At 68.9% G+C, this 23,564-nt stretch carries 18 protein-coding genes; 5 read left to right on the top strand and 13 right to left on the bottom strand.

The genetic code is table 11. From position 1 onward, the window contains the following. The first annotated feature begins 36 nt into the window (after positions 1-36). Positions 37-1,809, top strand: a complete 1,773-nt coding sequence (locus KRR55_RS14160) for an HNH endonuclease signature motif containing protein (RefSeq protein ID WP_217389745.1) — start codon at positions 37-39, stop codon at positions 1,807-1,809. A 108-nt stretch (positions 1,810-1,917) separates the two neighbouring features. Here KRR55_RS14160 and gatB read toward each other — a convergent pair whose 3' ends face one another. The 5 genes from gatB to KRR55_RS14185 form a co-directional block, all read right to left on the bottom strand. Then, complete coding sequence (gene gatB / locus KRR55_RS14165; RefSeq protein ID WP_217389746.1) at positions 1,918-3,432, bottom strand: Asp-tRNA(Asn)/Glu-tRNA(Gln) amidotransferase subunit GatB; 1,515 nt, start codon at positions 3,430-3,432, stop codon at positions 1,918-1,920. A gap of 1 nt (position 3,433) precedes the next feature. Further along, positions 3,434-4,981 carry an Asp-tRNA(Asn)/Glu-tRNA(Gln) amidotransferase subunit GatA gene (gene gatA / locus KRR55_RS14170; protein WP_217389747.1) on the bottom strand — a complete coding sequence of 516 codons (1,548 nt, stop codon included), beginning with the start codon at positions 4,979-4,981 and terminating at the stop codon, positions 3,434-3,436. Between the two features lie 3 nt (positions 4,982-4,984). After that, complete coding sequence (gene gatC, locus KRR55_RS14175) at positions 4,985-5,281, bottom strand: Asp-tRNA(Asn)/Glu-tRNA(Gln) amidotransferase subunit GatC (RefSeq protein ID WP_217389748.1); 297 nt, start codon at positions 5,279-5,281, stop codon at positions 4,985-4,987. 131 nt (positions 5,282-5,412) lie between these two features. After that, positions 5,413-6,000 (bottom strand): maltokinase N-terminal cap-like domain-containing protein, encoded by a 588-nt coding sequence (locus KRR55_RS14180; RefSeq protein WP_217389749.1) that lies wholly within the window; start codon positions 5,998-6,000, stop codon positions 5,413-5,415. A gap of 258 nt (positions 6,001-6,258) precedes the next feature. Further along, entirely contained in the window at positions 6,259-6,783 is a 525-nt protein-coding gene (locus KRR55_RS14185) for a GNAT family N-acetyltransferase (RefSeq protein WP_217389750.1), read from the bottom strand. Positions 6,784-7,063: 280 nt separating this feature from the next. On the opposite strand from KRR55_RS14185, the gene KRR55_RS14190 reads away from it, so the two are divergent. Further along, positions 7,064-7,852, top strand: coding sequence for a glucosamine-6-phosphate deaminase (locus KRR55_RS14190; RefSeq protein ID WP_217389751.1), 789 nt, complete (start codon positions 7,064-7,066; stop codon positions 7,850-7,852). A 114-nt stretch (positions 7,853-7,966) separates the two neighbouring features. On the opposite strand, the gene KRR55_RS14195 is transcribed toward KRR55_RS14190, so the two are convergent. From KRR55_RS14195 to KRR55_RS14225, 7 genes are all read right to left on the bottom strand, one after another. Then, positions 7,967-8,971 (bottom strand): inositol monophosphatase family protein, encoded by a 1,005-nt coding sequence (locus KRR55_RS14195; protein ID WP_217389752.1) that lies wholly within the window; start codon positions 8,969-8,971, stop codon positions 7,967-7,969. A 100-nt stretch (positions 8,972-9,071) separates the two neighbouring features. After that, complete coding sequence (gene ligA, locus KRR55_RS14200) at positions 9,072-11,429, bottom strand: NAD-dependent DNA ligase LigA (protein WP_217389753.1); 2,358 nt, start codon at positions 11,427-11,429, stop codon at positions 9,072-9,074. A gap of 86 nt (positions 11,430-11,515) precedes the next feature. Beyond that, positions 11,516-12,637, bottom strand: coding sequence for a PP2C family protein-serine/threonine phosphatase (locus tag KRR55_RS14205; RefSeq protein ID WP_217389754.1), 1,122 nt, complete (start codon positions 12,635-12,637; stop codon positions 11,516-11,518). Next, the gene (locus KRR55_RS14210) at positions 12,638-13,921 is read right to left on the bottom strand and encodes an adenylate/guanylate cyclase domain-containing protein (protein WP_217389755.1); all 1,284 of its coding nucleotides are present in this window, start codon (positions 13,919-13,921) and stop codon (positions 12,638-12,640) included. Continuing rightward, positions 13,914-14,522 carry a hypothetical protein gene (locus KRR55_RS14215; protein ID WP_217389756.1) on the bottom strand — a complete coding sequence of 203 codons (609 nt, stop codon included), beginning with the start codon at positions 14,520-14,522 and terminating at the stop codon, positions 13,914-13,916. The genes KRR55_RS14210 and KRR55_RS14215 overlap by 8 nt, the downstream gene beginning before the upstream one ends. A gap of 155 nt (positions 14,523-14,677) precedes the next feature. Further along, positions 14,678-15,625 (bottom strand): biotin--[acetyl-CoA-carboxylase] ligase, encoded by a 948-nt coding sequence (locus tag KRR55_RS14220; protein WP_217389757.1) that lies wholly within the window; start codon positions 15,623-15,625, stop codon positions 14,678-14,680. Between the two features lie 42 nt (positions 15,626-15,667). Beyond that, complete coding sequence (locus tag KRR55_RS14225; protein ID WP_217389758.1) at positions 15,668-16,528, bottom strand: SDR family oxidoreductase; 861 nt, start codon at positions 16,526-16,528, stop codon at positions 15,668-15,670. A 195-nt stretch (positions 16,529-16,723) separates the two neighbouring features. On the opposite strand from KRR55_RS14225, the gene KRR55_RS14230 reads away from it, so the two are divergent. The 3 genes from KRR55_RS14230 to KRR55_RS14240 all read left to right on the top strand — a co-directional run bounded on the left by KRR55_RS14230 (position 16,724) and on the right by KRR55_RS14240 (position 20,401). Then, on the top strand, positions 16,724-18,337 hold the full coding sequence (locus KRR55_RS14230; RefSeq protein ID WP_217389759.1) for an acyl-CoA carboxylase subunit beta: 1,614 nt from the start codon (positions 16,724-16,726) through the stop codon (positions 18,335-18,337). Beyond that, positions 18,334-18,570, top strand: a complete 237-nt coding sequence (locus tag KRR55_RS14235; RefSeq protein WP_217389760.1) for an acyl-CoA carboxylase epsilon subunit — start codon at positions 18,334-18,336, stop codon at positions 18,568-18,570. Before KRR55_RS14230 ends, KRR55_RS14235 begins: the two co-directional genes overlap by 4 nt. 163 nt (positions 18,571-18,733) lie before the next feature. Then, positions 18,734-20,401: a DUF885 domain-containing protein gene (locus tag KRR55_RS14240; RefSeq protein ID WP_217389761.1), complete on the top strand. Its 1,668-nt coding sequence runs from the start codon at positions 18,734-18,736 to the stop codon at positions 20,399-20,401. A gap of 460 nt (positions 20,402-20,861) precedes the next feature. Here the strand turns inward: KRR55_RS14240 and KRR55_RS14245 are convergent, their stop codons facing one another. Beyond that, the gene (locus KRR55_RS14245) at positions 20,862-23,435 is read right to left on the bottom strand and encodes a response regulator transcription factor (protein WP_217389762.1); all 2,574 of its coding nucleotides are present in this window, start codon (positions 23,433-23,435) and stop codon (positions 20,862-20,864) included. Positions 23,436-23,564: the final 129 nt, after the last annotated feature.

Below are 23,564 nucleotides of genomic sequence, written 5' to 3' on the forward strand. Positions count from 1 at the left end.
GCCCCGCAACCGTGTGCGGCGGCGCATGCTTGGACCATGACCACGGCAGCAGCCATCGCCCTGCTCGCGGGGGACCGCGAGGATCCGAGGTACCCAGTGACCCCGGACGATGAGCTGCGCGCCTACACCGCCCTGGTTCGGGGGCTCGAGGAGCTGGGACCGCGCATCCCCCGGCACACGAACTCGCCTGCGGACGCCGCCTACTTCGTCCAGCTGGTCGAACGCGCCCACCGCGCCACCGGCTTTGCCCAGCTCTCGGCCACCGACCTGGCTCAGCGCACCCTGGTCAACGAACTGCCCGAGGACACGCTGCTCGGGATCAATCGCTGCCTCGCGGATCCCGACGCCTACATCGACGGAGACATGGCCCTTCCCGAAGCGCCCGCCACGCCGCCCAAGGGACGGCCCACCTTCAAGGACACCACCGAGTTCCTGCAGCACTCCTTCCGCATCGGCTTCATCGAGGCCCGGGACCGTGTGCGGGCCGCCTCCCGGCTCTTCCCGCACACCGATGTCCACGGCATCGAGCAGCCCCCGAAATTCCCGTTGCTGGCCGAGGCGCTCGCGGGCGGCAAGGCCTCGCCCCAGCAGCTTGCCGAGGCCGCCAGGAAACTTGAGCGGTTGCAGCCGGAGATCAAGCAATACCCGAATCCCGAGGAACTTGCCTCCCGGCTTGAGGCCCAGGTCGCCGACTCCGTCCGGGAGGAAGACCCCCGCACCACCAACAAATTGTTCGGCACCATCGGGGTCTCGCTCGCCGGGGGCGTCAAGGAACCTTCCGAGGAAGTGCTGCGCGCCAAGCTCGGCGCGTTCTACCGCGGCACCAACGCCGGGATCGCCGAGTTCCTGCTGCGCGTCCGGGCGGCCGACGCCGAGGCCCTGCTAGCGCTCTTTGCCCAAATGGACAACCCTCGCACCAAGGCGGGAAACCGCGACGCACTTGCCCAGCAGGCAAGCAACGCATGGTACGGCGCCGACGCCTCCAACGGTTCCAACGGTTCCAACGAAACAGCCGCAGCCACCCCCAAGGACGGAAGCCGCACGCAACCCGGCACTGCACCTTCGCTCCCGGACTTCCCCGACTTCCTTCTCGATCCCGCGACCGGCCTCCCGCTGACCGACCCCGCCGAAGCCAGCAAGCTCACCCTGGATCCGTTGCCGACGGAGGCCAACATCCTCGAAGCCATGAACAACACCGAATATGGCTCCGACGGCCTCACCCCGCCGCAGCGGCATCTCCAGGGCCTGATGAACCTGATCAAGACCAACGGCAGACCAACCAACGGAACCAAGACCGCGGGACTTCCCTCACCTGAAATATTCATCATCACGACGCTGGACGAGCTCGAGGGCAGGGCGGCGCAATCCGGTCTCACGCTGCACGGGCAGAAATGCACCCCGGCCGAACTCCGGCATGCCCTGTGCATTGGCGGGGCGATCCCCATCACGATGAACGGGGAAGGCCGGATCCTGGATCTGGGCACCGAGCAGCGTTACTTCCCCGACTACATGCGCAAGGCAATCCTCGCCATCTACGGCGGGTGCATCTTCCCCGGGTGCACTGTGCCACCGGAGCATTGCGAGATCGACCATGACGACGAATGGGCCAAGGGAGGAACAACCAGGATCAATGACGGGCGGCCATTGTGTTCCGGGCACCACCATGCCAGGCACACGGGACAGCTCACCGTGATCCGCGATGCCGACGGCCTGTTCTCCGTCATCCTGCCCACGTACCTTGACCCGGAACAGAAACCCCGGCGCAGCACCTACTGGCGACAATCACCCAACACCCCGCCGCTGTTCTGAGCCCGGATCGCGGTGCCTGGCAGGGACCACGGTTAAACGAAGTCGAGCCCCGGCCCCCACACTGTGGGTGACCGGGGCTCGACTTCGCCTGAAGCGGCAAGCGGGGAACTAGCCCTCGATGCCCAGCTTCTCCAGCACCAATTCGCGCACGCGGCCGGCGTCGGCCTGTCCGCGGGTGGCCTTCATGACCGGCCCCATCAGGGCGCCGATGGCCTGCAGCTTGCCGCCCTTGACCTTGGCGACCACGTCGGGCATGGCCTCCATGGCGGCATCGATTGCGGCACCCAGTGCCGAATCGTCGTTCACCACGGCCAGCGACCGCTTCTCGACGATCTGGGACGGGGTTCCCTCGCCGGCGACCACGAACTCGAGCACCTGGCGGGCGATCTTGTCGTTGATCTTCTTGCCCTCGATCAGCGAGTTCAGCTCAACGATCGTTGCAGGTTCGACGCCCATGTCGGTGACGTCCTTGTCGGCGTTCTTGGCCAGGCGTGCAATCTCGCCCATCCACCACTTGCGTGCCACCGCGGCGGTCGTTCCCGCTGCAATGGTTTCCTCGATTGCCTCGGTGACACCGGCGTTGACGACGTCGCGGAACTCGGCATCCGAGTAGCCCCAGTCGGCCTGGAGGCGCTTGCGGCGCTCGGCCGGCGGCTCGGGCAGGCGGGCGCGCAGCTCCTCGATCCACTCGGGGGTGGTGACGACGGGAACCAGGTCCGGCTCCGGGAAGTAGCGGTAGTCGTCCGCGTCGGACTTCGGGCGGCCCGAGGTCGTGGTGCGGGTGTCCTCGTGCCAGTGGCGGGTTTCCTGCACGATGGCCGCACCCGAGTTCAGCACCGCCGCGTGGCGCTCGATCTCGAAGCGCACCGCGTGCTCGACCGCACGCAGCGAGTTCACGTTCTTGGTCTCGGTGCGCGTGCCGAACTTCTCGGCACCCTTGAGCATCAGCGAGACGTTGGCGTCGCAACGCACGTTGCCGCGTTCCATCTTCGCGTCGGAGACATCCAGCGCCTTGACGATCTCGCGGATCGCCGCGACGTAGGCCTTGGCCAGTTCGGGGGCGCGCTTGCCGGCACCCTCGATGGTCTTGGTGACGATCTCGACCAGCGGGACGCCGGAGCGGTTGTAGTCCACCAGCGAGTAGTCCGCGCCCTGGATGCGGCCGGTGGCCCCGCCCATGTGGGTGAGCTTTCCGGCGTCCTCCTCCATGTGCGCGCGCTCGATCTCCACGCGGAAGACCTCGCCGTCGGACAGCTCGATGTCCAGCCAGCCGTCGTAGGCGATCGGGTCGTCGTACTGGGAGGTCTGGAAGTTCTTCGGGGTGTCCGGGTAGAAGTAGTTCTTCCGCGCGAAACCACAACGCTCGGCGATCTTGCAGTTCAGCGCCAGGCCTATCATGATCGCGTATTCCACGGCGGTCTTGTTGACCACCGGCAGCACGCCGGGCAGGCCCAGGCAGACCGGGGTCACGTTGGTGTTGGGCACATCGCCGAACACGTTCGGCGCCGAGGAGAACATCTTCGTCTTGGTGTTCAGCTCGACGTGGACCTCGAAGCCCAGTACCGGGTCGTATTTTTCCAGTGCGACGTCGAAGTCGACCAGTTCATCGGTGTACGAAGCCATGTTAGGAAACCCCTCCAGTGGTGGCGGCGGACAGCTCGGGGGCCTGGTCGATCAACCGGCCACCCCACTTGTCTTCCAGCAGTTTTTCAAGTGCCGCACCGGCACGGTACAGGCGGGCGTCCTCGCGGGCAGGTGCCAGGAACTGGATGCCTACCGGCAGGCCCTCGGACAGGCCACCGGGAACGGTGATGCCCGGGATGCCGGCCATGTTCGCCGGGATGGTGGCAACGTCGTTGAGGTACATCGCCAGCGGGTCGTCGGTCTTGGAGCCCAGCTCGAAGGCGACGGTCGGGGACGTCGGGGAGATCAGCACGTCGGCCTGCGCGAACGCGGCGTCGAAGTCGCGCTGGATCAGCGTGCGGACCTTCTGCGCCGAGCCGTAGTAGGCGTCGTAGTACCCGGCGGAAAGCGCGTAGGTGCCCAGGATGATGCGGCGCTTGACCTCGTCGCCGAAGCCGGCGGCACGGGTGGCACCCATGACGCGTTCGATGGTCAGCGGTCCCTCCGCGGGCAGCACGCGGGTGCCAAAGCGCACGCCGTCGAACTTCGCCAGGTTGGAGGAGACCTCCGAGGGCATGATCAGGTAGTAGGCGCCCAGCGCGTACTTGAAGTTCGGGCAGGAAACCTCGACGATCTCGGCACCCGCGGCGCGCAGCGCCTCGAGCGACTCGTCGAAGCGGGCCTGGACTCCGGCCTCGTAGCCCTCGCCCTGCAGCTCCTTGATGACGCCCACGCGCACCCCGGTCATGTCGCCGGAGGCGCCCTGCTCGGCGGCGGCGATGAGTGCCGGCACCGGCTCGTTCAGCGAGGTGGAGTCGGCGGCGTCGTGCCCGCCGATCAGCTCGTGCAGGTACGCGGAGTCAAGCACGGTCCGGGTGACCGGGCCGATCTGGTCCAGCGAGGAGGCCATGGCGATGGCGCCGTAGCGCGAGACCCCGCCGTAGGTCGGCTTCACGCCGACGGTGCCGGTGACGGCGCCGGGCTGGCGGATCGAGCCGCCGGTGTCGGTGCCCAGGGCCAGCGGCGCCTCGAAGGCGGCCACGGCCGCGGCGGAACCGCCGCCGGAGCCTCCGGGGATCCGGTCCAGGTCCCACGGGTTGCGGGTCGGGCCGTAGGCGGAGTGCTCGGTGGAGGAACCCATCGCGAACTCGTCCAGGTTGGTCTTGCCGAGCATCGGCAGCTTCGCGGCGCGGATCTTTTCGATCACGGTCGCGTCGTACGGGCTCATCCAGCCTTCAAGCATCTTCGAGGCCGCGGTGGTCGGCTGGCCCTTGGTGACGATGAGGTCCTTGATGGCGATCGGCACGCCGGCGAACGGGTGCAGCGCCTGCGCGTCGGCTCCGCCGGCGGCGCGGATCGCGTCGACCTCGGCGGCAACCGCAAGGGCCTCTTCGGTGTTCACGTGCAGGAAGGCGTTGACGCCGCGCTCCCCGCCGTCAACCTCGGCAATGCGGTCCAGGTGTGCCTGGACGGCCGCGACGGAGGTGATTTCGCCGGCGCGCAGCTTGGCTGCGAGCTCGGTGGCGGAAAGGTGAATAATCTCGTTCATGAATTACTCTCCATCCAAAATGGCCGGCACCTTGAAGCGGGTGTCGACGGAGTCAGGTGCGTTCATCAGCGCTTCCTCGGCGGTGAGCGTCGTTCCCACGACGTCCTCGCGGAACACGTTCGACAGGGCAATGGGGTGCGTGGTGGCCGGGATATCGGCCGAGGCGGCCTCTGAGACCGACGCGATTGAATCGACAATGACACCGAGTTCGCCGGTCATTTTGTCCAGCTCGGCATCGCTCATCTCGATGTGGGCCAGCTGCGCCAAATGCGCAACGTCCTCACGGCTGATGGCAGACATGTATCTCCCTAGGTGGGCGGATGGGGTTTCCCCCCTAGTCTAGTACGCCCGGCCCTCGCGGATCGCTTCCGGCAGGCCCCCGCCAAGGCCATCCGGACCCCGGTCGCCCCCGGGGTCCGGGCACCAGCAACCTAGGAAAATTCGATGACGGCCCCGCTGACGGCCTGCCCGGCGGCGCTCCACGGAGACCCGATCCACGCGGCGGCGCCCGACGCGCCCGACGCCCCGGCAACCGGGCGACGGATCACCGCAATTTCCCGGTCCCCGTGCCGGGCGCCGGCGCCGGGTTCCGGGGCCGCAGGATGCACCCCGACCAGCGGCTCAAGGGTGTGGGAAATGTTCTGGTGCTGCGCCTCCACGTCACCCGCCAGCAGGGCCCGCACCTGTGCCTGCCACACCAGGTCCCCTTCCCCGTCGTAGATCCAGCGCTTTCCCAGCACGCCGTGTTCGCTGGTGCCCAGCAGGAAGGACTCGCCGCCGGGCAGCGGGGCCCCGCGATAGGACAGCGGCACGTGATAGGTCACGGGCTCCGGCGATGCGGTGTCCGTGACGATGATGAACTCCATGCCGACCTCGCCGGCGGGGTCATCGAGCCGGAAGCCGCCGACGGTTTCCAGCACCGGCTCCCGGTCACCGGCGAACCACGGCTGGAGCGGCAGCCACGCACCGATGAGCTCCTTCTTGGTGGGAACCATGGTGGTGGCAAAAATCTCGCTCATGATGCTCTCCTGCACGACGTCGACGGATGGAAGCGGCCCGGAATCCCGTCCGCACCAGCGGCGGCACCCCGGACCTGACACCCACCATATCCAATCGGCCCATGTGGGCCACCGAAAACCACGTCATGGGCCACACGCAGCAGGCTCCCGCGCCGCGAAACAATTCGCGGTGCGGGAGCCTGGACCCGGCCAATCACCCCTTCGCTTTGCGCCGGCCTGCGGGCTGGTGCAGGCGGGGAGGCCCGAAAGCGGGGAACGCTAGAGCGCGAGGGTGTAGACCACCAACACGATTTCGGTGTTCGGGACGTACCAGTCACGCTCGGGGGCATGCACGAAGCCGTCGGCCTCATAGAGAGCGCGGGCGCCAACCCAGTGGCCTCCGGTGGTCAGCGAGACGGTGTGCACGTCCTCGAGCTCGCGGGCCCGGGCAACCACGGCGTTGAGCAGGGCGCGGCCGGCGCCCGAACGCTGCACGGCGGGGTCCACCACCAGCATCCGGAATTCCAGCTCGCCGTCCCGGGCGATGTCCGCGTATTCGGTGCCCGCGCGCACCAGCGTGACAGACCCGATGACCGCGCCGTCGCGCTCGGCCACCAGGATCTCGGAGACCGCATGGCGCGCCGCGACCTGCTGGACGAACTGCAGGTACTCGTGCTCCGGGTCCGCGAAGTGCCCGGCGTGCAGGTAGGAATCCACGGTGATCCGCGCGATGTGCCGGTAGTCGGCTTCGGTGGCCGGGCGGATCAACACGGTGCTGGCGGGGGCGAGGGTTGCTGTAGTCATCACCTTCAAGTGTGCCAGCCGGTGCGGCGCGCACCCGTCCCGTGTTGCCAACCTCACCACCTGTGGAGCGGAACCTGCGGGGCCTCCCGCTCCGGGCCGCTCCCGGTCATCGTCCGGCCCCGGTGCCTGCGCCCGCGGCGTTTCGGGCACCGCAACCGGCGCCCCCGCCGCGCCCGGATGCACCCGCAAGCGGTTTAGGGGTCCCTCCCGCCGGAGGGTTAAGCTGTCCTGATGCCGTGGCCCCGCCGCGGCCCGCCCGCACCACCGCAAAGGAACACCGATGGAAGTTTTGATCGCCGCCAACGCCGAAGAGGCCGCCAGGTTCGCTGCCAAGGCGGTGATCGATGGGCTGCGCACCCGTGTCACGGGGGATCCGGTCCTGGGCGTAGCCACCGGGTCCACCCCGCTGGGACTCTACGCCGAGCTGGCCCGGGCCGTCGGGCGCGGCGATGCCGACTTCGGCAAGACCACCGCCTTCGCGCTGGATGAATATGTCGGCCTCGAGGGCACGCACGAGCAGTCCTACCGCCAGACCCTGGTCACCGAGCTGTGCAACGTCATCGGGCTGCCCGAGTCCCGGCTCCACACGCCCGACGGCCACGGGGATTCCGAGGAACGGATCCGGGCACAGGCCGCCGCCTACGACGCCGCCATCGTCGATGCGCGCATCGACGTGCAGATCCTGGGGATCGGCACCAACGGCCACATCGGCTTCAACGAACCGGGGTCCTCGCTGCGCAGCCGCACCCGCATCAAGCGCCTCTCCGCACAGACCCGCATGGACAACGCCCGCTTCTTCGACGGGCTTGACGCAGTCCCCACCCACTCGGTGACCCAGGGGCTGGGCACCATCCTCGATTCCCGCCGCATGGTGCTGGTGGCCACCGGCAGCCGGAAGGCCGCCGCGATTGCCGCCGCCGTCGAGGGACCGCTGTCGGCTGCCTGCCCCGCATCGGTGCTGCAGCTGCACCCGGACGCCGTGGTGGTGCTCGACGAGGCGGCGGCGGCCGGGCTGCGGAACCGCGCCTACTACGACGATTCGGCCGCCGGCCTGCAGTTCGGCATCTAGCCGCTCCGGCTTCCGCCCGCTGGCGGGGGCCGACGACGAGGCCCGCCGCCCGCGTGGTTCAGCCGCGGGCGGCGGGCCTGCACATTCCCGGGGAATCCCGGGCACGAGGTCCCGTTACTTCCCGGCGGGCAGTTCGGCCGCGGGTTCCTCCGCGGGCAGCGCGTCGAAGTCCAGATGGCCGGCGGCCTGCCATCCGGGGTTGGCGCGCGGGCGCAGCACCGGCAGCCCGGCCTCGGCCGCGATCAGCGCGCCGGCCGCCCAGTCGAACTCCTGGGTGCCGTACTCCGCATAGGCGTCGAGCGTGCCGTCGGCCACCAGGCACAAGTCCAGCGCGGCGGACCCGATGCGGCGCACGTTCGCGAAGCCGGGCATCAGCCCCAGCAGCGCGCCGACCTGGAACTGGCGGCGGTCCGCATCGTAGCCGAAGCCGGTGGCCAGCAGCTTGCCTGCTTCGTCCCTGTCGCCGCCGTGCAGCCGCTGCGCGCGGGCCGGGCTGCCGTCGCGCCGGGACCCGGGCCCGGCCAGCTGCAGCGCATCGACCAGCCAGGCGCCGTCCCCGGCCGCGGCGTAGTACTCGGCGCCCAGGGCCGGGGCGTTGATCGCGGCGGCCAGCCACGCGTGGGTGCCGGCGTCCATTGCGGCCCCGTCGGCGGCCAGCGAATGGCCCCCGGCCTCCGGTGCGGCGGCGGGCGCGGCGGGCGCGTCGTCGAGCGGTCCGAAGACGGCCACCGAGGTGCAGTAGTACACGATGCCGCGCACGAAGTTGGCGGTGCCGTCCAGCGGGTCGATCGACCAGCGGTAGCCCGAGGGGTTTTCCGGCACCGTGCGCCCGTACTCCTCGCCGGTGATCGCGTCGTTGGGGCGGGCGGCGGCGATCACGTCGCGCACCGCGATCTCCGCGCGCCTGTCGAAGTCGGTGACCCAGTCCCCGGCGGCGGACTTGGTGTCCGCATCAACCCTGCCGCGGCCGCGTTCGGCGAGCACTGCGGCGCCGGCGGCCGCCGCCTCGCGGGCCACGGCCAGCAGCCGGCGGCGCAGCGCCGAATCGCCGGCGGGCACCGGGCCGGTCGAGGCGGCCTCGGCGGTGCTCGGGTGCAGGTGCTTGGGGCTCGTGCTCATCTGGTGCTCCTTGGAAGGACGGGGACCGGCGGGTTGGGCGCCGGGTGCTGGAGGGGGCGGCGGTTTCCCGGATCCGGGGCATCCGGCCGCCGCCCGGCGTTCACTGCGCTTCGGGGTTGGGCAGGCCCTCAACGGCCTCGGGCCCGCCGTCGAGCAGCAGCTTGAAGCCTTCCTCGTCGAGCACCTGGATGCCCAGCGCGAGCGCCTTGTCCAGCTTGGAGCCGGCGGCCTCGCCGGCCACCACGTAGGCGGTGTTCTTGGAGACCGACCCGGCGGCCTTGCCGCCGCGGATGATGATCGCTTCCTTGGCCGCGTCGCGGCTGTAGGTCGGCAGCGAGCCGGTGACCACGATGCTCATCCCCTCCAGGTGCCGGGTGATCGACTCGTCCTGCTCGTCCTCCATCAACACCCCCGCCGCCTTCCAGGCCGCAATGATGTCCCGGTGCCAGTCCACGGAGAACCACTCGATCAGCGCGTCGGCGATGATCGCGCCGACGCCGTCGACCTCGGCCAGGGCCTCGCGGGCGCCCTCGGCCTCCAGCGCCTCGATGATCTTGTCCATCGACCCGTAGCGGGTTGCCAGCGAGCGGGAGGCGGTGGGGCCCACGTGCCGGATGGACAGTCCGACCAGCACCCGCCACAGGGGCCTGGTCTTGGCCTTTTCCAGCTCGTCGAACAGCTTCTTGGTGGTCACTGTCGGCGCCGACGGCTTCTTGGCGGTGGCCTTGGAGTAGAAGTACGGGACCAGCTGGAATTTTCCGGTGCCAGCGCCCTTGGAGCGGATCTCCCGCCACACCTGCACGTCGGCCAGGGTCTCGCGCAGCGCGGGATCCGGGTTGCCGGCGGCCAGATCGAAGATCGCTGCCTCGTTGCGCAGCGGGCCGGGGCCGGCCGGGACAATGGCCCCGCCGTTTTGTTCCGGGTCCCCGCCGGGTCCGATGGTCAGCGCCTGCGCCGCCTCGTAGCCCAGCGCCTCGATGTCGAACGCGCCGCGCCCGCCCAGGTGGGCGACGCGTTCGGTGAGCTGCACGGGGCAGGATTCGGCGTTGGGGCAGCGGATGTCCACGTCCCCCTCCTTGGCCGGGGCCAGCGCCGTCCCGCAGGACGGACAGTGCGTGGGCATCACGAATTCGCGCAGGTTCGCCTCGTTGCCCGTCCGCAGCGGCAGCACGGGCCCGACGATCTCGGGGATCACGTCTCCGGCCTTGCGCAGGATCACGGTGTCCCCGATGAGCACGCCCTTGGCCTTGACCACGTCCTTGTTGTGCAGCGTCGCAAAGCTGACGGTGGACCCGGCGACCAGCACCGGTTCCATCACCGCGTAGGGAGTCACTCGCCCGGTTCGGCCCACCTGCACCCGGATGTCGATCAACTTGGTGTTGACCTCCTCGGGCGGGTACTTGTAGGCCACGGCCCAGCGCGGGACGCGCGAGGTGAAGCCCAGGTTGCGCTGGATCTCGAAGGAGTCGGTCTTCACCACGATGCCGTCGATCTCGTGCAGCAGGTCGTGGCGGTGCTCCCCGTTCTCCGCGATGAAGGCCAGCACCTCGTCGAGGGTGTCGACGACGCGCGAGTACGGGGATACCGGCAGCCCCCAGGAGGCCATGAGCGCATAGGCCTCGGACTGGGTGGCTGCGGTGAGGCCCGCGCGGACGCCGAAGCCGTGGACGAACATCTGCAGCGGGCGCTTGGCGGTCTCCGCCGGGTCCTTCTGCCGGATGGAGCCGGCCGCGGCGTTGCGCGGGTTGGCCAGCGGGGCCTTGCCGGATTCGATGAGCGCCTCGTTGTAGGCGGCGAAGTCGGCCGAGGGGATGAAGATCTCCCCGCGTACCTCGACCTCCTCCGGCCAGCTGTCCCCGGCCAGCTGCGTGGGAATCGTCTTGATGGTCAGCACGTTGTGCGTGACGTCCTCGCCGGTGGTGCCGTCCCCGCGGGTGGCGGCGCGCACCAGCTTGCCGTTGCGGTAGAGCAGGTTCACCGCCAGGCCGTCGATCTTGACCTCGCAGAGCCACTTGAGTTCGTGGCCCGACGCGCGCAGCGCGGCGTTGGCCATGGTCTTTTCGCCCCAGGAGGTGACCTCCTCGAGGGAGAACACGTCCTCCAGGGAGTACATCCGGGAAAGGTGCACGACCTCGGCGAAGGCCGCGGAGACCTCGCCGCCGACCTCCTGCGTCGGCGAGTCGTTGGCGACGATGGCCGGGTGCTGCGCCTCCAGGAGTTCCAGCCGGGAGTAGAGCACGTCGAACTCGGCGTCGGAAATCAGCGGCGCGTCCTCGTTGTAGTACGCGGCGCGGTGCTTGCGCACCTCGTCGATGAGCTGCTGGTACTCGGCGCGCAGGGCCTCGTCGGGAATCACCGCCTCGGCGTCGAGCGCCTCGGCCAGGGTCTCGGTGTCCTGGGACGGACGGTCGGCAACGGGCTGGTTCTTGACGGGCTGCGGGGTCGGCTCTTGGGGCATCACCCCTCCATTTTGCCCCAGAACACCCCCGAGTTGGTGTCCGGGCACGGTGCGCGTGTGGCGCGTCGCGGCGACGGTGCGCCCGCCTACGCGCCGGGGCCCTCGATATCGATGATGACCACCGAGATGTTGTCCCGCCCGCCGCTGGCCAGGGCGGCGTCGATGAGCCGGCCCACCGCCTCGGTGCGGTCGGGGGTCCGGGCGAGGATCTCCTCCATGGCCGCGTGCTCGACCTCGCCGGTGAGCCCGTCGGTGCACAGCAGGTAGCGGTCCCCGGGGCGCGGCAGGTGGAATTGGGTGTCGGGCACCGAGTTTCCGCCGGCACCCAGCGCCCGGGTGATCAGGTTGCGCTGCGGGTGGATGCGCGCCTCGGCCTCGGTGATGATGCCGGCGTCGATGAGTTCCTGGACCGCGGAGTGGTCGCGGGTCAGCTGGGTCAGCACGCCCTCGCGCAGCCGGTAGCCGCGTGAATCCCCGACGTTCAGCAGCATCAGCCGCACGGGGGTCTCCTCCGCGCCGGCATCCACGGCGCCGGCTCCGGGGATCGGGGTGACCTTCGAGGAGGTTCCGGCGACGGTCATCGCCGTTGCACCGGCCGGCGCGGCCGGCACCGCCCGGGCCTGCGCGCGCGGCAGCACATCGGTGGTGGGTTCGGCCTCGGCCGGGTGTTCGGCGGACTGGTCCACGTCGCCCGATTCACGGATGCTGTCCAGGTAGCGCGGCACACCGAGGCCGGGCAGCGGCAGGTGCAGCGCCTCGGTCGATCCCGCCCTGGGCACGGTGGGCATCTGCGCCGTCGGCGGCGGGCCGGCAGGGTCCCCGGGCCAGGCCCCGCCCTCGTCCTCGACGCGGACCAGGGCAAGGGCACACAGGGTGGTGCCGCCGCGGGCGCCGGTGGCCCGGCGGATCCGGGCATCGGCCTGGGTCACCAGGGCAAGCACGTCCCGGGCGTGCGGCAGCGACGCCAGGTTTTCCGCGGTGTCCGCGGGGACCCGGTCCGGATCCGCGGGGTCCGGGGATCCGGCGGCGATCTCGTTAAGCGTCTCGATGCCCAACCGGGAGGCCAGGTCCCCGGCCTCGTGCCCGCCCATGCCGTCGGCCACGGCGAACACGGTTCCGGCGTCCAGCACGCTGTCCTCGTTGACGGCGCGGCGCAGCCCGATGTCGGTTGCCGCCGCGGCACGCACCTGCCCGAATCCGAAGTCCATCTAGTCCAGCACCAGTCCCGATCCGGTGCCCGGGGCCAGCCGCACCGGGGTCAGGTCCCCGAAGCCGCGGATGGCTGTGACTTCCTGGGGCTCGAGCACGAACCTGTCGTCCCCGGCCAGGGTGGAGGCGGTGAGCTCGTCGGTCAGCACGGTGCCGGGCTCCGCCAGCGAGGTCAGCCGGGCGGCAAGGTTGACCGTCGGCCCGTAGATGTCGCCCAGGCGGGAGAGGACGCGGCCCCAGACCACGGCAACGCGCGTGTTGGGCAGCAGCTCATCGGCGGCGAATTCCCGGGACATGGCCAGGGAGATCTGCGCGCCCGCCTGCGGGGTCTCGGCCACGAAGAGCACCTCGTCGCCGATGGTCTTGACCAGCCGGCCGCCACCGATGGAGATGATCTCCGCGCACTTGGATTCGAAGCGCTGCACCAGCTGGGCCAGCGTGCGCTCGTTCATCCGGCGCGAGAGCGAGGTGTAGGAGACCAGGTCGGCGAAGCCGACGGCGCGTGCCAGCGGCAGCGGGGCGTCGTCCTCGGAGCCGTCCCGGCCCTCGGCGGAGGCCGCCAGGCCGGTCTCGGCGCGCAGCACCAGCCGGTGCACCGCGGCGTTCAACTGCCGGCGCCAGGAGTAGACCAGCAGGTCCTCGAGCGGCTCGATGATCTCCGGCAGCAGGTTCACCAGGTTCCGGCGGGCCTCGGGGTCGCTCATCTTCTGGTTCTGCACCATGTCCTCGACCAGCGCCTCGACCTGCCAGACCACCATGCGGTCGGTCATCTGGCCGACCGAGCGGGTCAACGAGATCGCGGTTTCCTCGGTCAGGGTCCCCTCGCGGACCATGTCCAGGATCGACTTCAGCGCCTCCTGGTCGACGGTGGTGAAGAAGACTTCCTCGTCGCCCAGATTCGGGAATCCGAGGGCGCGCCAGATCTTGCGGGCGGAGAGCAGCGAGACCCCCGCCCCCGCGGCCATTTCTCGGCGGCGCATGGTGCGGTCAGCCCCCAGCAGGCGCCGCTCCAGGTCGCGGATCGCGTCCCGCGCGGGCCCCGGGGTGGTCCGGTCGACCTGTTCGGGGCGCTTCATGGCCTCGACCAGATCACCCAGCGGGTCCGCGAGCGCGGGCTCCAGTTCCACGGCCTGCGCCGCATCCGGATGCTGCGCGCCGTTGGCCTCGGATGCCGGGACGTCCACTGCATCGGAAGGGTGGCGAAGGGCCTGGGCACGTGCCGCGTCGCGGGCAGCGGTGGGCGCGACGGGTTGGGTTCCCGTCGCCGGCGACCGCTCACTCATGCTCAGTCCATTCTCTTTGTTGCTGCTGGTGCGATTCGTTCAGTGGCCTCGTTGGCGGATCCCCGTCAACGCGTTCTTCCATGTTTACACCATCAACCCGCGGGAAGTTCGGAAGGGCCGTGATGGCCCCGATGCAGTAATCCCGCATGCGGGCCACGGCGGGGACGTGCGGGATGTTGAAGCGTTGCTCGGCCAATACGACGGACAGCGTCCCGGGGGCGGTCTCCGGCGCGTTGGGCCTTACCACCGCAACAATATCGTGGATTGCGTACAACCCGATCGAATGTTGCCCGGTGGCCCGGCGGCCGCGCTTGGTGACGATGCGCTCGCTGGTCAGGTAGATGTAGCTGTTGGCCCAGCGGATCCAGGGCCGCAGGCACCAGATGACCAGCAGGACGCCGGAGACCACGGCAAGCAGCGCCGCCAGCAGCGGCCGGGCCTCGACCACCCACGGCGGCAGGTCGGTGCGCAACAGCAGGCCCAGCAGGTAGCAGCTGCCCGCCAACAGGAACAGGAAGCGAAGGAACGGGCCCCGGAGCACCCGTCGGTGCGCGCGGGTCTTGACGATGACTCGCTCGCGCTTCTCCAATGTCAACTTCACGTCCCGGCTCCTTCAACCCACACACCGGTTGTGCGTGCCGGTCTTGCTCCTTCAATGGTAGAGCCAGTGCGCCCACGTTTTGGGTGCGGAACCGCGGTTCCTTGCGTGATGTGCCATTCATGGGCTCCGCTTCATCGGCGCCCCGCGGCGGATTGCTAGGCGTAGGAGCCGTCGCTGCGCCGCAGGTGGAAGACGTCCCCGGCCAGCACGCTGTGGACCTTCCCGCCCGCCTCGCGCACACTCAAGGACCCTTCGGCGTCCAGGTCGATGGCGGTGCCGCGCAGCACCGTGCCGTTGGGCAGGTGCGCGTCGACCTCGTGCCCGATCGTCACCATGACCGAGCGCACCAGCTCGCGCAGCGTTGCCGGCGCCAGAACCTCGATTCCGGTCCCCTCCCCCGCCACCGGCGCATACCCGGTCCGTGCCGCCGCGCTGCCGCCTGCCTGCTCAAAGGTCCGGAAGAGGTGCACCACCCGGCGCAGGTAGCCGCCCAGCAGCACCGTGCGGTCAAGGGTGCCGGCGCCCAAGGTAGCCAGGCTCGCGGCGGTGTCCACCGGAAGTTCGCCGGCCGTCATGCTCACGTTGAGGCCGGCACCAACAATGACCACCGGTCCCTGGGGCGTCATGACCAGTTGCGCCAGCACCCCGCAGACCTTCTTTCCGCCGGCGACCACGTCGTTGGGCCACTTCAGGCCCGCAGCCAGACCCGCGTCCTCCCGCAGCGTCTGCACCATGGCTGCGGCGCAGAGCATCGACAGCCAGGCCAGCCCCGACTGGTCGAACCCCGGGGCCGGGCGGAAGTAGATGCTGGTGGCCAGCGCGCTGCGCGCCGGCGTCTGCCAGCCACGCCCCAAGCGCCCGTGCCCGGCCACCTGGTGCTCGGTGGTCTCCACGCTCAGGTTTCCCAGCGGGGCCTTCTGGGCGCGCGCGGCCAGGTCGTCGTTCGTCGACCCGGTCCGCTCGCTGATCCACAGCTCGCCTGCACCCAGCTCCGCCATCACGCGACGCAGCGCGGCGGCATCCAGCGGCGCGCGCCCGGCGTCGGATCCCTCCATGGAAGCGTCGGGTGTGGAGGTCTGCCCGGGGTTCGGTTCAATGCTCATGTCCCCAAGACTATCGATTCCCGCCACCAACGAACTCCGGGTTTAGAGGAAGATGTCCGGGACCAGGTCGGATTCGGCAGCCCCCATGGAGTAGCCAGAGAAGTCGGTGACGCCGGCCGCGGCCAGCACGGCCTCGTCGGTGAAGAAGTTTCCGCTGCAGGCCCGCGCGTCGGACGTGAGGACGGCGTGGGCCGCGTCGGCGACGATGCGCGCCGAGCGCGCGGCCTTGACCATGCGCTCTCCCCCGGGCATGTTGCGGATGGCCGCGGTGTCGATCAGCGTCGCGGGCCACAGCGAGTTCACCCCGATGCCGGCGCCGCGCAGTTCCTCGGCCAGCCCGAGGGTCGTCATGCTCATCCCGTACTTGGCCATGGTGTAGGCCAGGTGGGCACCGGCCCACTTCGGCTCCAGGTTCAGCGGGGGCGAGAGCGTGAGGATGTGCCCGTTGTCGCTGGCCCGCAGGTGCGGCAGCGCGGACTTGGAGAGCAGGAAGGTGCCGCGGACATTGATGTCCATCATCAGGTCGTACTTCTTCATCGAGACGTCCGGGGTCGCGGACAGGTCGATGGCCGAGGCGTTGTTGACCACCACGTCGATCCCGCCGAAGCGCTCGACGGTGCTGGCCACGGCGCCGAGCACGTCCCCGTCGTTGCGCACGTCCCCCACGATGGCCAGCCCCTGGCCGCCGGCGGCCGTGATTTCCTCCGCCGCCGTGAACACGGTCCCGGCGAGATTCGCCTGCTCGGTGGCGGTCTTGGCCATGATTGCCACGTTGGCGCCGTCGGCCGCGGCCCGCAGTGCGATGGCGAGCCCGATGCCGCGGCTGCCTCCGCTCATCAGGATGGTCTTCCCCTTCAGGGGCTTGGCATGGGGGGCGATGGCGTCGCGGATCGATTCACTCATGTGAGCCACATTACGTGAAGCCCCGCCACAAAAGCTACTCGCCAGTAACTTGTTTTATGGACGACTTGGCCCCCAACACGACACGATTTTGTAGCTTTCCTACACATTATTCGGCACAAGGCCTCACTAGACTGGCCAAGGTGGCATTGTTGTTGTGCCTTTCCTACTAATTATCTACTTCAAGGGAGCCATGGGATGACCCAGAGCCGCATCGCCGACGCCACGGATTCGATCGACCTGTCGACCACGGCAGGAAAGATCGCCGAGTTCCGTCGCCGCGAAGCCCTCGCCCAGGCCCCCTCGGGCGCCGAGGCCATCGAGAAGCAGCACGCACGCGGCAAGCACACCGCCCGCGAGCGCATCGAGATGCTGCTCGACGAGGGCTCGTTCGTCGAGTTCGACGCGCTTGCGGTGCACCGCACCTCGGCCTTCGGCATGGACAAGAAGCGCCCGCTGGGCGACGGCCTGGTCTCCGGCTACGGCACCGTGGACGGGCGCCAGGTGGCGGTCTACTCCCAGGACTTCACTGTCTACGGCGGCTCGCTCTCCCAGGTCAATGGCGAGAAGATCGTCAAGGTGCAGGAATTTGCGCTGCGCAACGGCTGCCCCGTCATCGGCATCCTCGACGGCGGCGGCGCCCGCATCCAGGAGGGCGTCGCCTCGCTGGCGATGTTCGCCGACATCTTCCGCAACAACGTCCACGCCTCCGGCGTCATCCCGCAGATCTCGCTGATCATGGGCCCGAGCGCCGGCGGCGCCGCCTACTCCCCCGCCTTGACCGACTACGTGATCATGGTCGACAAGACCAGCCACATGTTCATCACCGGCCCCGACGTGATCAAGACCGTCACCGGCGAAGAGGTCGACATGGAGACCCTGGGCGGGGCGCGCCAGCACAACGCCACCACGGGCACCGCCACCTACCTGGCCACCGACGAATCCGATGCGATCGAGTTCTGCAAGGAACTGCTCGAATTCCTGCCGTCGAACAACATCTCCGAGGCCCCGGCCGTGGAGTTCGACGAGGAGCTGGAGCTCACCGCCGCGGACCTCGAGCTGGACACGCTGATCCCGGACTCGGCCAACCAGCCCTACGACATGCGCAAGGTCATCGAGCACATCGTGGACGACGGCATTTTCCTGGAGATGCAGTCGCTCTACGCACCCAATGTCATGATCGGCTATGCCCGCGTCGAGGGCGCCACCATCGGCATCGTGGCGAACCAGCCGATGCAGTTCGCCGGCACCCTTGACATCGCCGCCTCCGAGAAGGCCGCCCGCTTCGTGCGCCACTGCGACGCCTTCAACATCCCGATCCTCACCCTGGTCGACGTGCCGGGCTTCCTGCCGGGCAAGGACCAGGAGTTCCAGGGCATCATCCGCCGCGGCGCCAAGCTGCTCTACGCCTACGCCGAGGCCACGGTGCCCAAGCTGACAGTGATCACCCGCAAGGCCTACGGCGGAGCGTACATCGTGATGGGTTCCAAGAAGCTCGGCGCGGACGTCAACCTGGCCTGGCCGACGGCGCAGATCGGCGTCATGGGCGCCCAGGGAGCGGTGAACATCCTCTACCGCCGCGACCTGGCGGCGGTGGCCGCCGAGGGCGGGGACGTGGAGGCACGCCGCACCGAGATCATCGAGGGCTACGAGGCCGAGCTGCTCAACCCGTACCAAGCCGCCGAGCTTGGCTACATCGACGCGGTCGTCGCCCCCTCGGACACCCGCCTGCAGATCGTGCGCGGGCTGCGCGCCACGCGCGACAAGCACGCCTCGCTGCCGGCCAAGAAGCACGGGAACATCCCGCTGTGACCGGCGACCAGAGCATGCAGGCCGTCATGGAGTCCCCGGCGACGGCGCTGTCCATCACCCGCGGGAATCCCACCGCCGAGGAAGTCGCAGCCCTGGCCGCGGTCGTGTCCGCGCTCGCGGGACAGGATTCGCCAGCGGCCGCCCCGACCGGCACCGAGCTGCGCCGCGGCAAGATCCGCCGACGCCGTGCCCTGAGCGCGTCACCGCTGCCCTGGAAGGTCGGCCGGCACTAGCAAGACGCCCTTCACCGCCGCAGACCGCGGCAGGTGGCATCGGCCGGGGCGCCCGCGGGATGGTTTCTTCCCGCGGGCGCCCCGGCCTTTCGCGTCCCGCGCTGCAAAAAGTTTTCCGGCAAAAATCTTCAACAACGCTTTCAGAAGCGCTTAGGCTGGTGCCATGACCAACACCACAGCCGTGCGCACAAGCAGCGCCATCGACGCCGTCGCCAACGAGTACTTCGCGCGCCTGCTTGAACTTGTCCCAGAATTCGCCACGGAGCTCGGCCTGCCCGGCAACGAGGCCGCATACTCCGACTACTCCCCCGCGGGCGTCGCCGCCCAGACCGCGGCGGCGCGCGAGACGCTGGCCAAGCTCGCACCGCTGGCCCCGGTGGACGAGGTCGACCGGATCACCCTCGACGCGATGAACGAACGCCTCGGACTGGAAATCGAGATCGCGGAAACACACCGGACCGAGCTGAACAACATCGCCTCCCCCGCCCAGGAAATTCGCGCCATCTTCGACCTGATGCCGCAGGAAACGGCCGCCGACTTCGCCTTCATCGCGGACCGGATGCACAACCTGCCGGCCGCCATGGACGGGTACATCGCCTCGCTGCGCGATTCTGCGGCCCGCGGCCTGGTCGCTGCCGCACGGCAAGTGCGGATCGTCATCACCCAGGGGCGCGAGTACGCCAAGGACGGCGGATTCTTCGATGGCCTCGCCGCTGCGGGCGCCAAGGTCGCCCCGGAGCTCGCCGAGCGGCTGGGCGCCGGAGCCGCCGTCGCCAACGCGGCCTACCTTCGCCTGGCCACAGTGCTCGAGGATGAGCTGCTCCCGATTGCCCCCGAGAAGGACTCCGTGGGGCGGGACTACTACGCGCTGATGTCCCGCCGCTTCCTGGGCGCCGCGGTGGACCTGGAGGAAACCTATGCGTGGGGAGTGAAAGAGCTGGCGAACATCATCGCCGAGCAGGAGCGCGTCTCCGGGCAGATTTCCGCCGGCGCCAGCATCGCCGAAGCCAAGGAAATCCTGAACCGGGATGAGACCCGGAAGTTGTCGGGCACCGACGCCTTGCAGCGGTGGATGCAGGAAAAATCCGACGCCGCCATCGTTGCGTTGGCCGGAACCCACTTCGAGATCCCCTCTCCCATGGACCGGATCCAGTGCATGATCGCCCCCACCCAGGAAGGCGGCATCTACTACACCGGGCCGTCGGAGGACTTCAGCCGCCCGGGCCGCATGTGGTGGTCGGTGCCGGAGGGCGAAGACCAGTTCACCACCTGGTCCGAGCTGACCACCGTCTACCACGAAGGCGTTCCCGGCCACCATCTGCAGGTGGCCACCGCGGTGCTCGCCCGCGACACCCTCAACGACTGGCGACGCCACGCCTGCTGGGTTTCGGGCCACGGCGAAGGCTGGGCGCTGTATGCCGAGCGCCTGATGCTGGACCTCGGTTTCCTGGCCGATCCGGGCGACTACCTGGGCATGCTCGATGCCCAGCGCATGCGCGCGGCCCGCGTCGTCTTCGACATCGGCGTGCACCTGGAACTGCCAATCCCCGAGGCGTGGGGTTCGGGGACCTGGGACAGCGAAAGCGGCTTCTCGTTCCTGAAAAGGAACCTGGACATCTCGGCCGGCCAGCTGGAATTCGAGTTCACCCGCTACCTGGGCTGGCCGGGCCAGGCACCGGCGTACAAGGTCGGACAGCGACTGTGGGAGCAGATCCGCGCCGAGCGCGAGACCCGGGCCGGGACCGAATTCGACCTGAAGGAGTTCCACACCCAGGCCTTGGGCGTCGGATCGGTGGGTCTCGATACCCTGCGTCGGGCACTGCTCGGCTAGCTTGGCGCGAAACCGGTGCCCGCGTGGGCGGGGGCCGGGTTGCCTGCGGGCATACCCGGTCCCCGGCATGCGAAGGACGCCTGGTCTAGAGCAGGCTTTTGGCCGCAGCCCCTGCGGCGTCCCGCCGCTTTTATCCATTTGAGTTCGAATGAGGGTGAACGCAAGGGTGAATCCGGCCTACATCCCTGATATCGCAACGAACCAACTGTCATAGTGGGTCTTGTTACTGCGAATCACGTCGAAGTGACCACACCACGGGCAACCGAGAAACTCCACTTCGCGTACAAAAGCGTTTATCGCCGGAAAGTTCGCAGTATGGCATGGATGCATTGCTTGGGGGCTGCATCAGTGCCAACGGGATTACTTTCCGAGTCTAGTTTGGTGGAAGCCCGACCCCCGCACCTCGGCCCAGCTCTCGCGCAAGGCATTTTCCGCGGCCGCTGCCCCGTTCTGGTCTGACCTATTCGACGGCTTCGCTGTCCCTGCTCGGGACCAGTCCCTGCACGCGCGCAGCGTCCAGCGCGGAGGCGCGATCGGAGACGCCCAGCTTGCGGTAGATGCTGCGCAATTGGCTCTTGACGGTGTTGACCGAGACAAATTGCCGTTCGGCAATGAGCGAGGCGCTTCCGGTGGACACCAACTCACCCAAAACCGCCAATTCGCGCGAGCTAAGCACCGCACGCCCCAGCCCGCCGGGCATGTTCGAGACGGCGTTCGGATCGATCTTGAGCCTGATGCGCATATCCCTGGCGGCAGACAGTATGCGTTCCAAATCCGGGGCGGGCAGCAGGTTCAGAGCCAGCCCCAGTCCGTACTCCTCGCTCAGCGCGGCCACCCTGCGAAGCGCGCCGCCAACGGCCGCCACATTGCTTTGTTGCAGCGTTGCGGCCAGCACAAGCACCGCCTGCTCGAAGCGCGCGCGGGGTTGCACCGGCGTGCCCAAGGCCGTGCACATCCTCAGCACTTCGGCGGCATCGCCCTGGGCAAGCCTCACTCCCGCCTGCAGCATCAAACGGGAGGTTCCGTCCGGCGACTTCGTCGCGGCCTTGAATGCCTGGGACGCGTCACCCACTGCGAGGTTCAGCAAGCACGCGGCCGAGGCCAGCATTTGCCTGCCGGCCCTCTGCACGACGGGCTGCTCGCGCTCCCGCACCAGATAGCCCTGCATCCTGACCAGCGAGGCAGTCGTCTCCCCGCGGATCACCGCGAGCAGCGCCTCAGCCAACCGGATCGACGGCCAGAATTCGTTGCTGTGCTGGTCGATGCGCAGCAGCTCCACCCAGCGCGCGGCGTCATCGAATCGCTGCTCGTCCATCGCGCACAGGAAAGCTGTCGCGCGGTAGGGGGTGGCGAAATAGGCGTTGGTGGCGGGGTTTGACCAGTGCTCTGGCAACGATTCGGCCAGCATGCCGGAGGCCTTGTGGACGTCCCCGTTCAGGGCATACAGGTAGGCCTGGACGGTGGCTGCGTAGTGGTCGTTGTCGACGCGGTTGTGGCGCTGGTCGGCCGACACTCCGAGCTCCGTCGCGATTAGGGCCTCGTCGTTGACCCCGCCGGCGTGCAGGTTCAGGGCAAGCTGGATGAGCAGGGGTCCCTCGAAGGGGCCGATCCCGTCGCGCTGGCCCGGCGACATCTCCCGGTACAGAGCGATGCCGCTGCGGGCCGAGCGCACCGAGGCCTCCCCGGCACCGCTCAATCTCATCGCCACGGATTCGACCGTGATCATGATCAGTCGGTTCGGCGGCGGGGCCTTGCGTCCCACGGTGCGTGCGCCGGCGGCGGCCAGTGCCAGCAGCTCCAGGGTCTTTAGCTTGAATTTTCCGGTGGCGCTGTAGGCGATCGCCAGGCAGATGGCCAGCAGCGGAAAACGGGCCAGGACCGTCAGCGGCAGGTCATCGAGCAACACGGCTCCGCGGGTGCCCAGTTCACCCTCGAGGTACTCGTCGGCATGCATGCGCAGGACATCGGAGGCCAACTGGTAATCGGGAGCCTCCAGCGCGTGGCGCAGGGCGCGGAACGCCGACCCCTGGGCGGTCTCGTACCGTGCACAGATCCGGTGCAGGTCGGCCAACTGTTCCGGATCTGGTTCCAGGTATGAACGCTTCAGCACCCGGCGCAGCACGGGGTGCAGGCAGTACTCCTCGTCGGGATTCTGCGAGGAGCGATACACCAGTCCGCGGCCCTCCAGGTCCCGGAGCCATCCCTCCGAATACCGGAAGGCCAGGAGCGGAAGCAGTGCGGCGGGGACCGTGGTGGGCACCGAGATCAGTGCCAGGAAATCAAGCTGCCCGGGCTCCAGGTCCTCGCTTTCGAGCATCAATTTCACATCGCGGTCCACCGCGCCGTGCACGGAGGCCAGAAATGCCTTGGCCGCGGGGTCAAGTTCCAGCAGCGTGGGCGAGGGCGGATCCAGGGGTGAGGCCGACTGCCCGGGACTCGGCACGAGGTCCGGTCGCCGGGGCGGTTGCATGGTTTGGGCGCGGAGCTTTGCCATGCGCAACAATTGCGCAGTGCCGCACAGCTCGTCGGTCAGTTGCCCGGCGAAGTCGGCGAGCGCCGTCCCCCGGAGGTAGTCGGCGGCCTCACCGGCGGTGAAGCGGAATTCGTGGGGCGGAAGCACCGAGATGCCGATGGGCAGCAGCGTGCGATGGCGTTCCATCTCCAGATAGTCGCGCGTAACGATGACCAGGCGTCGGTGTGGATGCCGGCGCGCAGTGTCCTGCACCAACCGCAGGAGCTCCTTGTCGTGCCGCCGCGTGTAGCCAACGAGCGCGACGAGGTGCGATTCGGGGTCGTCGGCCGTTGCATAGGTCCGGGCCAGGGCCTCTTCCAACGAACCGGCAGAATCGTCGCACTCGATCCAGGTCCAGTTGATGGCCAGGGGATCACGCCGGGACAGCCAGCCGCGAATCGCGGTGCGCTTTCCCGAGCCGCGCGGCGCCCTGGCGATGACCACGGAGGACGCGACCGCCTGGTTGAGCAACAGATCAAGGCGCGGGCGGGGCAGGGTGTCGTCGACATTTCCCCACTTCATGCACCCAGCCCCCCTTCCCCATTTGTGCCGACCTGGGCGCCCGGAGTTCAGCGCTTCGGACGCAAACCAATAACATAAATATCCATTGGTTGAAAGCTCATCTTAACACCGGGACGGGCGCATATGTAA

The organism is Paeniglutamicibacter quisquiliarum, assembly GCF_019084045.1.
Taxonomy (GTDB): Bacteria; Actinomycetota; Actinomycetes; order Actinomycetales; family Micrococcaceae; genus Paeniglutamicibacter; species Paeniglutamicibacter quisquiliarum.